Below are 12,548 nucleotides of genomic sequence, written 5' to 3'. Positions count from 1 at the left end.
CCTGATATTCGGTCATCAACGCCCTTTATGCGACTATTCAGGAGACCACGCCATGACTGCCCTTCTTGACCACATTGATCCCGACGGCCTGCAGGAATTTTCAGTGGTATTCACCGACCGCTCGCTTAACCACATGAGCCAGGCCTTCCAACAGGTCATGCGCGACATTTCTGGCATGTTGAAAGAAGTCTATAATGCCAAGGCCGTGGCGCTGGTCCCCGGTGGCGGCTCTTACGGGATGGAGGCGGTTGCGCGCCAGTTCGGCCATGACGCTCATGCGCTGATCGTACGCAATGGCTGGTTCTCGTATCGCTGGTCGCAGATTTTTGACGCAGGCAAGTTTGCCGCCAACACAACCGTTTGCATGGCCCGCCAGACCGGAAACGGCACGCAGGCCCCCTTTGCCCCCGCTCCGATCGAGGAAGTGACCGCTAAGATTCGCGAGGTCAAACCCGATGCAGTGTTTGCCCCGCATGTCGAAACCTCGGCCGGGCTTATCCTGCCCGATGACTACATTACCCAGTTGGCCGCTGCCGCGCATGAAGTAGGTGCGCTGATGGTGCTGGATTGCATCGCCAGCGGCTGCGCCTGGATCGACATGGAAAAAACCGGCGTTGATGTGCTGATTTCGGCGCCCCAAAAAGGCTGGTCCGCCTCGCCATCGGCAGGCCTGGTGATGATGTCCGACCGTGCACTTGAACGGTTGGAAAACACCACTTCGGACAGTTTTTCGATCGACCTGAAAAAATGGCACGCGATCATGCAGGCCTATGAAAACGGTGGCCATGCCTATCACGCCACCATGCCCACCGATGCCCTGCGCGCCTTTCGCGACACGATGATTGAAACCCGTGACTATGGCTTTGAAAAACTACGCGATGCGCAGTGGGAGCTGGGCAATGGCGTGCGTGCCATGTTGGCCGAAAAAGGCGTTAAATCGGTTGCCGCCGAAGGGTTTGGCGCCCCCGGCGTGGTGGTCAGCTATACCAGCGACCCCGATATCCAGAACGGCAAGAAATTTGCCGCCCTCGGCATGCAGATTGCCGCCGGTGTGCCGCTGGCCTGTGAAGAACCCGCAGATTTCCGCACCTTCCGTCTAGGCCTGTTTGGCCTGGATAAACTCTATGACGTGCCGGGCACGATGAACCGGTTGAAAACCGTGCTGGACCAGGTTCTTTAAACACGGGCCTGTTAGGCGTTACCCGCGCGCGCCCAGCCCCAGCTGCATGATCGTCTTGCGCACCGGCGCCAGCGAATAGATTGCGTTCAGCCCCATCGCGCGGGCATCGCGCAGGGGCTGCGCCCGCATCATCGAGGCGCGGTTCAGCAGGTCAATGCCGGCAACCCGCGCCCTGACCTCGGCGTGACGGCGGCGGTGATAGGTTTCCAGCATGGCCCGGCTACCCAGCCGGTCCGGCGCGGTCTCGGCCAACTCCAGCAGGACCCGCATATCGCCCAGTGACATGTTCAGCCCCTGCGCCCCGATGGGCGGCACCACATGGGCGGCCTCGGCCACCAGTGCCACGCGCTCAGAATACATTCGTTCCGCCACCTGGCTGATGATCGGCCAGACCGTCCGGCGCGAGGCCAGTGTCAAAGGCCCGAACAGGTAACAGGAGCGTTCATTCATCGCCGCCTCGAACTCGGGCACAGTCAGATTTGCGAGTCGCAAAACTTCTGGCCCTTCCTCCATCCACACGATCGCCGACGAGGGCCGCCCGTCGTGATCGGGCAGTGGCACAAGGGTGAACGGCCCGCCCGAACGGTGGATTTCAGTCGAGACATTGGCATGCGGAATCGGATGCGTCACCGCAAAGGCCAGCGCCTTTTGCCCATAGCGCGTTGTTTTCACATCCACACCCGCAGCTTGCCTGACCGGCGAATTGCGCCCGTCGGCTGCAATCACCAGACGGCACCGCGCCTTGGTGCCATCGCTTAGCCCGACGCGCGCTTCAGCCTCGCGGGTGAACAGGCTGGTTGTGCCGGTACCGGGCAGAAACGTCACCGACTCCAGGGTTTCCAGATGCGCCACCATTTCGCGGCGCAGCAGCCAGTTGGGCAGGTTCCAGCCAAACGGCCGGTCGGAAATATCCGAAGCGTCGAATTCCTTGGTGATCCGCGGCTCGGGTGTTTCACCGCCCGCATCAACAATCCGCATCACCTGCAGATCAGCGGCATAGGGCACCAGCCGCGCCCACAGCCCCGCCCGATCCAGCAGGGCTTGTGCCGGTTGCAGAAAGGCCGTGGTCCGCAAATCTGCACCCTTGGTCTCGCGTTCGGTAATCGGCGGCGAGGGATCGACGCAGAGCACCGAAAACCCGGCCGTTCCAAAAACCGCTGCCGCCGTCAGCCCGGCCACGCCGCCGCCGGAAACCACGATGTCATATTGCGCCATTGCCATGTGCAACCTCATAACTTTCAGCTGCCAGAATAGCGTCCTGCCGCACCGGATACCAGTGCGCCGCTTAGCCGCGCGAAATCAGGATCAGGATTATATACATCACCGGCACCAGTGCCAGCGCCGGAAGGTAAAGCCCCGGAATACCCCACATCACCACGGATCCGCCCCAACCAGCCAGAAACAGAAAGATGCCTAGGAAAATCCGCTTTAACAGTCGGCCTTCGGTCGCGTCAGCGGATATATCTACATGTGCAGGCCGGGCCGTTTCGGATAATGTCATGGTGTTCCTCGATCAAGTTCAGCGTCAAGGCACCAGCTAGTGGTAAAAGATATATTTTAAATGCGCATTTCGACGCATCCTGTGGAATTGTCACAGCAATTTTGACAGAAAATCGGTCAAGTCATCCGTATGATGGTGGATGTGTGCAGCCCCATGAGGCTCGGGCGCTACGTGCACCGTGCGCATCCCCATCGCGTGCGGCTCGGCCAGATTGCGCGGCTCGTCTTCGAACATCGCGGCACGCTCGGGCACCACGCCGTCGCGAAGAAAAATCGCATCAAATGCGCGGCGTTCGGGTTTGGGGAAAAACCCTGCGTGCTCAACGCCATAAACCGCGTCAAACGCCCCCGTCAGCCCCCGCTGTGCAATCACCCGTTCCGCATATGGGGCGGTGCCATTTGTATAGACAATCTTGCGACCCGGCAGCGCGCGAATATGCGTGTTCAGCGCCGCGTCAGGCTCCAGATGGTCCAGCGATATCTCGTGCACATGGGTCAGATAGGGGCCGGGATCCAGATCATGTTCACGCATCAGCCCGGCCAGGGTGGTACCATGTTCGTGCCAGTACTTGCGGCGCAGCCGGTCAGCCTCGGGCCGGTCCACCCGCAGTGTGTCCATGACATATTGCGTCATCTTCAGCTCGATCTGATCGAATAACCGCGCCTGTGGCGGATATAGCGTGTTATCCAGATCAAACACCCAGGTTGCGATATGTGTGAAATGCTGCTTTGGCATGGTCCCAGGTTAGGGCCCCGCGACAATGGGCGCAATGCACCAAGGGTTGATTGCCCGCGCGATCAGTGGATAGTGTCGGCAAAACAAAAAACAGACAGGGACGGAACCGCAGATGAAAGCGCCTCAGACAGATGCCTATTCGCTGATCCTCGAAGCGATCGACATGGGTATCTACAAGCCCGGCGACAGGCTGGTCGAAAGCGATCTGGCGGAACGGTTCGGCGTTTCGCGCACTCCAATCCGCGAGGCGCTGCAGCGGCTGGAAACGCAATCGCTGCTGACCCGCGATGGCCGCAGCCTGATCGTATCCTCACTGGATCACAACCAACTGGCCGAACTTTATGTCGTCCGGGCCGAGCTTGAAGGGCTGGCGGCCAGCCTTGCCGCCCGCCACGCCACCGAAGAAGAAGTGCGCGTGTTGCGCGACATGGTCGAAAAAGACCGTGGATTGCTGGGCAACCCGTCGGGTCTGGCCCGGGCCAACCGGCGGTTCCATAAACAGATTCACCTGGCGTCGCATAACCGCTTTCTGGTGCAGCAACTGGATCTTGTGCATCGCTCAATGGCGTTGATGGCGACCACATCGCTGGCCGCCGTTGGCCGCGACGAAGACGCACTGAAAGAGCATGACGCCATCGTCAGTGCCATCGAAGCGCGCGACTCGGACGCGGCAAGCGCCGCCCTCAGGGCACATATTTCAAAGGCCTTCGTGACGCGGCTGAAACTTGATTCCGGTGAGGTCGTCAGCAGCGTCTGAAGGTCGCTGCCCGGTGCCATGCAGGGACAGGCCATGTGCTGTCTTGTCCCAGTAAAATGGTTTGAGAACAATCTCGTATAACGCCTTGTAGGCCGCGATTGTCCCCAATGGCGCATAAAAATGCATCGTCGGCGCCCAGCCCATCAGAAAGCTGTGTTTCCGCCCTGACACCGCTGTCATGTGAATTGCAATGTTCAGCACTTCTGAGACCAGAAAAAGACTGCCGAAGCCAACCAGAACCTCATGCGGCAACACCCGGCCCAACGGATGTGGCACCCCCAGGAACACCAGCCAGAAAGACCACAAAACGGGCGCCAGAAAAAACTGCGAGAGGGCCGAAACAAAATGCGCCTGAAAGCCCCAGAATTTCCAGTTCCCCAGTTGCCGATGCAATTGCATGGGCCGCCGCATATGCACCAGATAGGTCGTCATATAGCCCTTCAGCCAGCGGGATCGCTGCTTGATCCAGGGCCAGGGGCGGCAGTTGGCCTCTTCCTCGGTGACAGTTGGGATCATTTCGGTGCGGTAGCCGTGCCGCGCCAACCGAAAGCCCAGATCGGCATCCTCGGTCACGTTATGGGCGTCCCAGCCGCCAAGCTCTTCCAGCACCTCTCGGCGAAAAAACAGCGTGGTGCCCCCAAGCGGAATTGCAAATCCCAGCCGCGCCATGCCGGGCAGCATCACCCGAAACCAGGTGGCATATTCGATGGTAAAACAACGCGCCAGCCAATTCTGCCGCGGATTGTAGTAGTCCAGAACACCCTGCAGACAGACCACCTCGGGCGGTACCTGCTGAAACCGGCGGGCCACCATGGTAATCTGATCCGGGTCGGGTGCATCTTCGGCATCATAGATGCCGATAATGTCACCCTCGCAGAAATCCAGCGCATAATTCATCGCCCGTGGCTTGGTGCGGGGGGTGCCATCTGGCACCACCACCGGCCGGATCCACGGCGGCAAATCAATTGCTGCAAGAGTCTGCCGGGTCAGGTCGTCTTTCTCCTCCAGCACCAGAACCACATCCAGCAGGCATTTGGGATAGGTCAGCCGACACAGCCGGGCGACCAGGGCATGGGCAATTTCGGTTTCGCGGAACAACGGCACCAGAATTGACACTTTGGGCAACGGCTCTTTCGCGCCGCCCGGCAGAGGTTTGTCTTCCTTCGCAGCACGACTGGCGGCAAACGACGCGGTTTTCATCACCATCGACACCAACAGGGTGAAGCTGGCCCATAAAATGAAGACAGTGAATACACCGGTCGGAAAGGCCAGGGTGAGCGTGCAGAGCGCCGCAATCAGCACCAATGTCAACGCCAGGCGTTTGTTAAAAGTCTGCCCCCATGTCCGACAGCTTTCCGCCTCGCTAACCCGCGCCCGGGCGGCCTCGGTCAACCGGTTGCGATGCTGTCGCGCCACGGCTTCCTGAACCGCATGATGCGGCGCAAGAACAAGACCGGCCCCCTTCAGCGCCTCTGGCAAGTGCGATTGCAGTCTGCACAAAATATGGGGATTGGCGGTTGCAATCACAGGCTCCCCTGTCTCTGCCTCAAGCGGAACAAACCCATGTTTCAGCAGAACTCTCGGATCAAGATCAGCGTCCAAAAGAGTGGCACCTTCCAGATCGCCTGCCGACATCTGCCCCGCCGCCAGCCGTCTGGCGTGCGCAGTCAGAAGATCGTCTTCGCTGGCCAGCCCTTCCGCCGTCAGAATCCGGTCAAGCGATGCATCGCACTGCTTTTTGACCATCTGCGCCAAAGCCGCATCCGATTTCGAAATCACCCCGGATCGCACCAGATCACGCCCCAAAAGGCTGACAGGCTCCGCAGCCCGTAATTGCCGCGCATCCAATTGGCGCAGTTCAGAAATCCCCATTTCTTAATTCCTTGCCTTCCCTAGAAAGCCAAGGTAGCGCGATTATGGTTAATGTTTTTTTAACAATAGGTTAACAGGGGATTAATCCGCCCCGATCAACCGGCCATCGACGCGGCGAAGCGTTCAAACAGATAAAAGCTGTCCTGCGGTCCCGGGCTGGCCTCGGGGTGGTGCTGCACCGAAAAGACCGGCCTATCCTTCATCCGGATCCCGCAATTCGACCCGTCAAATAGCGACACATGGGTCTCCAGTACCCCCTCGGGCAGGGTCTGACTGTCTACCGCGAACCCGTGGTTCATCGAGGTGATCTCGACCTTGCCGGTTTCCATATCCTTCACTGGATGGTTTGCCCCATGATGGCCGTGATTCATCTTGATCGTCTGCGCCCCAAGCGCCAGCGCCAGCATCTGATGACCCAGGCATATTCCAAACAGCGGCAGGCCCTTGTCCAGCACGCCTTTGATCATCGGCACGGCATAGGCGCCTGTCGCCGCCGGATCGCCCGGTCCATTGGACAGGAACACACCGTCAGGGTCAAACGCCAGAACGTCCTCGGCGGTCGCGGTCGCCGGCAGAACCGTCACGTCGCAACCGGCACTGGCCAGGCACCTCAGGATATTGCGTTTGGCGCCATAATCAACGGCAACCACCTTGAATTTCGGATCGGTCTGGCGGGTATAACCCTCGGGCCAGGCCCACCGCATTTCATCCCAACGATAGCTTTGTGCGCAGGTTACCTTTTTGGCCAGGTCCATGCCCTCCAGCCCGGCAAAGCCCCGGGCGCGGGCCACCAGTGCCTCGGCGTCGAAATTACCTTCGGGATCATGCGACAAGGCCACATGCGGTGCACCCTGCTGGCGAATGGCGCGAGTCAGGCGACGGGTGTCGACCCCGCCAATGGCAATCCGCCCGCGACGCGCCAGCCAATCCGACAGGTTTTCCACCGACCGCCAATTGCTGGGCTGGGTCGGATCCCATTTCACAACCATTCCTTCGGCCACCGGATCGGCGGTCTCGTCATCCTCGGGGGTCACGCCGGTATTGCCGATATGGGGGAAGGTAAAGGTCACGATCTGGCCCGCATAAGACGGGTCTGTCATGATCTCCTGATAGCCGGTCATCGCGGTGTTGAAACACAGCTCGGCGGTGGTGTCCCCGGTGGCGCCAAATCCGTGCCCGTAAAACAGCGTGCCATCAGCAAGGGCCAGGCAGGCGGTTGGGCGGGTATTGGGCACATGAGCCATGGCAGGGAATCTCCGGGGTGTAAATTGGCGCGAACCTACGGGTGCACAGTGGTAGGGTCAAGCCACAAGATGCCCCTACCCGACCTTCAAAACAAGGGCTTTACGTAACGCCACGGGCTGTTGCCACTGCCGCGCAATTTCGATAGGGTTCAAGGCTTATGACCAACCATGGGGATGGAACGGTATGGATTTGCGCGACCGGGTCAATACGGCCCTGAAACAGGCTATGAAAGACAAAGCAGCCACGCGTCTGACAACGCTTCGTCTGATCAACGCTGCAATCAAGGATCAGGATATCGCCGCCCGTACCGGCGATGGCGACGGGCTGGTCAGCGATGCCGATATACTCGCGATTCTTGGTAAAATGACCAAACAGCGCAACGAAAGCGTGCGCGCTTACGAAGAAGGCGGGCGGCTCGACCTGGCCGAGCGCGAACGCAACGAAATTGCGATCATCGAAGAATTCCTGCCCCGGCAGCTGGACGACGATGAAATCGCCCAGGCCATAGACACGGCGATCCTCGAGGTCGGCGCCTCCTCGATCCGCGACATGGGCAAGGTCATGGGGCAGCTCAAAGGCAAATATACCGGGCAGATGGATTTCGGTGCGGTCGGGCCGATGGTCAAAGAAAAACTCAGCTAAAGCATTTCGAAATCAACCTGAGACAGGCGTTTTTTCGAAGCACCGGCAACATCAAAAGGTTACGCGTGTTTCGCGGCAAACCCAACGGGCAGGGTATTTCGCTAAACGCCTTACACAGGCTTGGTAGCGGCGCGCAGGGCATCTGCCAGTTCGCCATATAACACCTTGCGTTCATCCTCGGACAAAAACGCCCCGATCTCCACCTCGCGGCCCCTGCCTTTCAGCGTGATGTAATGCGCCACCGGTCCGCCGGTGGGATGCAGATGCACCTGCGCCCAATAGCTGTTGCAGTCCCATTCCTGTACATCCCCGCCGGGGTTGGTGCGCACCAGGTGGACGTGTTGCGGGTCGATGCTCAGATCCTCGCGCAGGCGCGCCGTCTTGTAGGTATGCTCCAGACCCCACCACAGCCCCGCCACCGCCAGCAGCAGGAAGGGCAACAGCCCCCACAACACCACCGTCCCCAGCAACGGGTAAAGCGGAATCGTGATCAAGGCAAACGTGCCCAGAATAAAGGCCGCAAACCCGCGGCGCGGCAAAGACCGGTGCGGCCAGAGCGCCAGGCGTGTGGTGGCATCATCTGCCGATGGCTGGGTCCATGTGTAAGGCATGCTCCCATTTTAACGCCGCTATCTCCAAGGGAAAGTAAGATAGCACCCAGACCATGCGTCATTTGACCCCCACAAATCCGCTTCAGCCCACAAGCCTCGTTTTTTCTTGGCCAAAATACCTCGGGGGTCGTTGAATTTCTGCGAAATTCCACGTTGGGGGCGGCGCCCCCACACCGCGCCGTGGCGCGGTTCAAACATCTTGCCTGCGGCACGCGGGCGCTGTTTTTATAAACTTCGAAAAATATGCGCGGAGGGCCTGTAAGCCGGATTCTGTCCCGGGGGTTGCCCCCCATGGATGACCATTCATCTTGACGCCCTGTTACCAGGGCACCTCTAGCTGCCAACCCGGACCGCTGGGCCAAAACGTGCCTGCGGGCGGTATCGGTTGCCCGACCTGCCCCGCGCGCGGTCCCTATTTGGCATTGCTCCCGGTGGGGCTTGCCGTGCCGGTCCGGTTGCCCGTCCCGCGGTGGGCTCTTACCCCACCGTTTCACCCTTACCCATATGATCCACTTGAGTGGATTGCAGGGCGGTCTGTTCTCTGTGGCGCTTTCCCTTGGGTTACCCCAGCCGGGCGTTACCCGGCACCGTTGTCTTGTGGAGTCCGGACTTTCCTCGAAACCCTTGCAGGTCCCGCGGCCATCCGGCCCTCCGCGCACCATGTGATCTAAGTGCTTGCACAGAAGGCGTCAATCCCGCACGCCTCAGGTCCAGAGGGCTGTATGCCCCAATGGTGTAAAATCTTCAGGCGCCAGCGGCCCCTTTGCCTGCGGGCGATATCGCAACCTGACTGCCGCCAGCAACGAGTCATCATCAACATCGGCGGTGTAACCTGCATCCTGCGCCAACCGGCGAAACAGATCGGGGCTCGGATTATCGGGACCAGGGCCATAGCCGCGCCGCGCGGCCAGCCCGCGCCGCTCCAGCCTCATCCAGTCAAACTTTGGACCCGGATCAAATTTGCGCCCCGGCGCCATGTCTGAATGCCCGATCACACGGGACGGCCCGATTTTCCACCGGTTCATGATCCCACGCATCAGCCCTTCCAGCGCGGCGATCTGCGGCTCGGGAAAAGGATGTACGCCGGTATTGGCCAGCTCGATCCCGATCGAACGTGAATTTACATCGCCAACATCAGCCCAACACCCCGCCCCTGCGTGCCAGGCGCGTTGCGCCTCGTCGACCAGTTGCCAGATGCGACCACGCTCACAAATCAGATAATGGGCCGACACCTCGGCCCGGGCATCACACAACCGCTCCAGCGCAGCCTGCGCAGATGTCATTGCCGTATAATGCAGCACGATCATGTCGGGCAGCGCATTGTCGCGGCGTTCACCATAATTTGGTGACAGAAATGAAGTCACATCAGGGTGCGTGCCCGCACGCACCGCACCTTACCCGCCCACGGCCCGGCGGAACGGGCTTGGATCCCAGGCGCAGGCATACCCGTCGCCATCGGGGTCCAGACCCAGCTTGTCCCGATCCGGCCCGCCTCTGGACAGAAAATCGCTTTGCGCCCGGTCGGGTGACGCATATTTGGCGCAATTGCGCTGATATTTACCGTTCGAGTTGAAACCGCTGCGGCTGTACACCCGGGTGCCGCGCGGATGTTTGCTACGCAAGGCATAGTCCACAATGTTTGGCCCACCGCTGCCTGACCGTGTCGGCAGTGCTTGCGGCTGGATCACCTGATACTGCGCCCGGTCCTGGGCAATTTTGGCCTTGTCCGATTCAATCGAGCGCTGCGCACCCACCGCTTCGAAATCGTTCTCCTTCGAAATTCCCGACGCGTTGGTGACCGCGGCAGGCGCCGGATTGGACGGGCTGGCATGCACGACCGGCTGACCGGAATTCGCTGCGGTTTCATCCAGCGCGGCCCGCGTATCTGCGGCAATATCCGACGATGCCGGGCTGCGGCCAGTCACAACACCAATATCATCCACCGTTTCGGACGATACCGCATCGGCCCGCGGCAAAGCTGACCCGGCAAGTTGCGCCTCGCGCGCCTGCTTTTCCTGCAGATAGGCGTCGTAGTCGTTAAAACCCACACCCGCGCCGCTGTCGGGTATCGGCGGGACACAGGCCGCCAAAGCCACAAGGGCCAGCACATAAGGGACAAATCGCATCTGCTACATTCCTGCCTTAAGGTGTTTTGGCGGGGTGTTTACCACCATTTTCCGGGTTTGGCCACAAATCCCGCTGCCGTCTCGAGGGCATAGGCCGTATTCAGCAGATCACCCTCTTCCCACGGCCGTCCGATCAGTTGCAGACCCAGCGGCAGGCCTTTCTTGTCCAGCCCCGAAGGCACGGCAATCCCTGGAAGACCAGCCAGGTTCACAGTCACGGTGAAGACGTCGTTGAGATACATCTGCACCGGATCGGCCTCCGCCATCTCTCCCAGACCAAAAGCGGCACTTGGGGTGGCCGGCGTCAGGATCGCATCAACGCCCGCGGCAAACGCCTGCTCAAAATCGCGCTTGATCAGGGCGCGCACTTTGCGGGCACGATTATAATAGGCGTCATAGAACCCCGCACTCAGCACATAGGTTCCGATCATCACGCGGCGCTGCACCTCGGGCCCGAACCCCTGAGCGCGGGTTTTTTCATACATCTCGGTGATACCGTCGCCGTGATCCAGCTTGGCGCGAAGGCCATAGCGCACACCGTCATAGCGCGCCAGGTTACTGGACGCTTCGGCAGGCGCGATGACATAATAGGCAGGCAAGGCGTATTTCGTATGGGGCAAGCTGATGTCGCGGATTTCGGCGCCTGCCTCTTTCAGCATTGCCGTGCCGTCCTGCCACAGCTTTTCAATCTCTTGAGGCATGCCGTCCATGCGGTATTCTTTCGGAATACCGATGACTTTGCCCCTAACATCGCCCGTCAGCGCCGCCTCGAAATCAGGCACCGGAATATCTGCACTGGTCGAATCCTTGGGGTCATGGCTGCTCATCGCGCCCAGCATGATTGCCGCATCGCGCACCGATTTGGTCATCGGTCCGGCCTGATCCAGGCTTGAGGCAAAGGCGACAACCCCCCAGCGCGACACCCGCCCGTAGGTGGGCTTGATGCCGGTGATGCCGACAAAGGCCGCAGGCTGGCGTATTGACCCGCCGGTATCCGTCCCCGTGGCCGCCAGACACAGATCGGCCGCCACAGCACTGGCCGACCCCCCGGACGAGCCACCCGGCGTCAGCGCCGTGTCGTCATTGCCGCGCCGCCAGGGGTTGATCACATCGCCGTAAACCGATGTCTCGTTCGACGAACCCATGGCAAACTCGTCCATGTTCAGCTTGCCCAGCATGACGCTGCCCGCATCAAACAGGTTCTGCGTCACGGTGGATTCGTATTCGGGCTTGAACCCCTCCAGAATGCGGCTTGCCGCCTGGCTGGGGATACCTTTGGTGCAGAAAAGATCCTTGATGCCCAGCGGGATGCCACACATCGACGGTGCATCACCCGCCTTGATCCGCAGGTCGGCGGCCCTGGCCTGCTCGCGCGCCAGATCGGGGGTGTGATGCACAAAGGCATTCAGCGCGCCCGCCCCTTCAATCTGTGTCAGGCAGGCCTCGGTCAATTCAAGGCTGGTTACATCGCCCTTGCGCAGTGCATCGCGGGCCTCGGCAATTGTCAGTGTGTTCAGCTCAGCCATTATTCCACCACCTTCGGCACTGCAAAAAATCCTTCCCGTGCATCTGGCGCGTTCGACAGGATCTTGTCCTGTTGGTCGCCATCCGTCACGACGTCGGTTCTGCGCTTCAACCGCATCGGCGTGACGCTGGTCATCGGTTCAATGCCGTCAACATCAACCTCGTTCAGCTGCTCGATAAAACCGAGAATAGTGTTGAATTCCTGCGCCAGTGCCGGCAGCGCGTCGTCATCCACACGAATGCGGGCCAGCTTGGCCACTTTGGCGGCGGTTTCTTTGTCGATTGACATGGGCTGTCTCCGGGGTGTTCTTGCTGTTCCTGCGTTTAGCGCCGCGGGCGCGGACCCGCAAGACAA

The 12,548-nt window shown here is 60.2% G+C and carries 13 protein-coding genes and 1 other RNA gene; 3 read left to right on the top strand and 11 right to left on the bottom strand.

Annotation, left to right across the window (positions count from 1 at the left end):
* The first annotated feature begins 52 nt into the window (after positions 1–52).
* A complete protein-coding gene (locus tag PEL8287_RS07890) occupies positions 53–1,180 on the top strand; it encodes an aminotransferase class V-fold PLP-dependent enzyme (RefSeq protein WP_085891968.1) in 1,128 nt (375 codons plus the stop codon).
* Between the two features lie 18 nt (positions 1,181–1,198).
* Here the strand turns inward: PEL8287_RS07890 and PEL8287_RS07885 are convergent, their stop codons facing one another.
* The 3 genes from PEL8287_RS07885 to PEL8287_RS07875 all read right to left on the bottom strand — a co-directional run bounded on the left by PEL8287_RS07885 (position 1,199) and on the right by PEL8287_RS07875 (position 3,416).
* On the bottom strand, positions 1,199–2,401 hold the full coding sequence (locus PEL8287_RS07885; RefSeq protein ID WP_085891818.1) for a UbiH/UbiF family hydroxylase: 1,203 nt from the start codon (positions 2,399–2,401) through the stop codon (positions 1,199–1,201).
* 64 nt (positions 2,402–2,465) lie between these two features.
* Entirely contained in the window at positions 2,466–2,681 is a 216-nt protein-coding gene (locus tag PEL8287_RS07880) for a hypothetical protein (RefSeq protein WP_085891817.1), read from the bottom strand.
* Positions 2,682–2,771: 90 nt separating this feature from the next.
* Positions 2,772–3,416 carry a pyrimidine 5'-nucleotidase gene (locus PEL8287_RS07875; RefSeq protein WP_085891816.1) on the bottom strand — a complete coding sequence of 215 codons (645 nt, stop codon included), beginning with the start codon at positions 3,414–3,416 and terminating at the stop codon, positions 2,772–2,774.
* A gap of 112 nt (positions 3,417–3,528) precedes the next feature.
* Between PEL8287_RS07875 and PEL8287_RS07870 the strand changes: the two genes are divergently transcribed.
* Positions 3,529–4,173, top strand: a complete 645-nt coding sequence (locus tag PEL8287_RS07870) for a GntR family transcriptional regulator (protein ID WP_085891815.1) — start codon at positions 3,529–3,531, stop codon at positions 4,171–4,173.
* Here the strand turns inward: PEL8287_RS07870 and PEL8287_RS07865 are convergent.
* Together PEL8287_RS07865 and carA are read right to left on the bottom strand one after the other, a co-directional pair.
* Positions 4,114–6,045 carry a glycosyltransferase gene (locus PEL8287_RS07865; protein WP_085891814.1) on the bottom strand — a complete coding sequence of 644 codons (1,932 nt, stop codon included), beginning with the start codon at positions 6,043–6,045 and terminating at the stop codon, positions 4,114–4,116. The two genes, PEL8287_RS07870 and PEL8287_RS07865, sit on opposite strands and share 60 nt — an antisense overlap.
* Positions 6,046–6,140: 95 nt before the next feature.
* Positions 6,141–7,289, bottom strand: a complete 1,149-nt coding sequence (carA, locus tag PEL8287_RS07860; protein ID WP_085891813.1) for a glutamine-hydrolyzing carbamoyl-phosphate synthase small subunit — start codon at positions 7,287–7,289, stop codon at positions 6,141–6,143.
* Between the two features lie 184 nt (positions 7,290–7,473).
* Here carA and PEL8287_RS07855 point away from each other — a divergent pair, with 184 nt between their 5' ends.
* Positions 7,474–7,932, top strand: coding sequence for a GatB/YqeY domain-containing protein (locus tag PEL8287_RS07855; protein ID WP_085891812.1), 459 nt, complete (start codon positions 7,474–7,476; stop codon positions 7,930–7,932).
* A gap of 110 nt (positions 7,933–8,042) precedes the next feature.
* Here the strand turns inward: PEL8287_RS07855 and PEL8287_RS07850 are convergent, their stop codons facing one another.
* The 6 genes from PEL8287_RS07850 to gatC all read right to left on the bottom strand — a co-directional run bounded on the left by PEL8287_RS07850 (position 8,043) and on the right by gatC (position 12,482).
* Positions 8,043–8,543 carry a DUF2244 domain-containing protein gene (locus tag PEL8287_RS07850; protein ID WP_085891811.1) on the bottom strand — a complete coding sequence of 167 codons (501 nt, stop codon included), beginning with the start codon at positions 8,541–8,543 and terminating at the stop codon, positions 8,043–8,045.
* A 243-nt stretch (positions 8,544–8,786) separates the two neighbouring features.
* Positions 8,787–9,198, bottom strand: an RNA gene (gene rnpB / locus PEL8287_RS07845) — RNase P RNA component class A.
* A 49-nt stretch (positions 9,199–9,247) separates the two neighbouring features.
* Entirely contained in the window at positions 9,248–9,850 is a 603-nt protein-coding gene (locus PEL8287_RS07840; protein WP_085891967.1) for an N-acetylmuramoyl-L-alanine amidase, read from the bottom strand.
* A gap of 87 nt (positions 9,851–9,937) precedes the next feature.
* Positions 9,938–10,669 carry a hypothetical protein gene (locus PEL8287_RS07835; RefSeq protein ID WP_085891810.1) on the bottom strand — a complete coding sequence of 244 codons (732 nt, stop codon included), beginning with the start codon at positions 10,667–10,669 and terminating at the stop codon, positions 9,938–9,940.
* Positions 10,670–10,707: 38 nt separating this feature from the next.
* Positions 10,708–12,195, bottom strand: coding sequence for an Asp-tRNA(Asn)/Glu-tRNA(Gln) amidotransferase subunit GatA (gene gatA / locus PEL8287_RS07830; protein ID WP_085891809.1), 1,488 nt, complete (start codon positions 12,193–12,195; stop codon positions 10,708–10,710).
* The gene (gatC, locus tag PEL8287_RS07825) at positions 12,195–12,482 is read right to left on the bottom strand and encodes an Asp-tRNA(Asn)/Glu-tRNA(Gln) amidotransferase subunit GatC (RefSeq protein WP_085891808.1); all 288 of its coding nucleotides are present in this window, start codon (positions 12,480–12,482) and stop codon (positions 12,195–12,197) included. Before gatC ends, gatA begins: the two co-directional genes overlap by 1 nt.
* Between the last annotated feature and the right edge of the window lie 66 nt (positions 12,483–12,548).

It is taken from the genome of Roseovarius litorisediminis, assembly GCF_900172295.1.
In the GTDB taxonomy this organism is placed as follows: domain Bacteria; phylum Pseudomonadota; class Alphaproteobacteria; order Rhodobacterales; family Rhodobacteraceae; genus Roseovarius; species Roseovarius litorisediminis.
The sequence above is the reverse complement of the archived record's forward strand: the minus strand, read 5'-3'. Positions and strand labels throughout refer to the sequence as shown.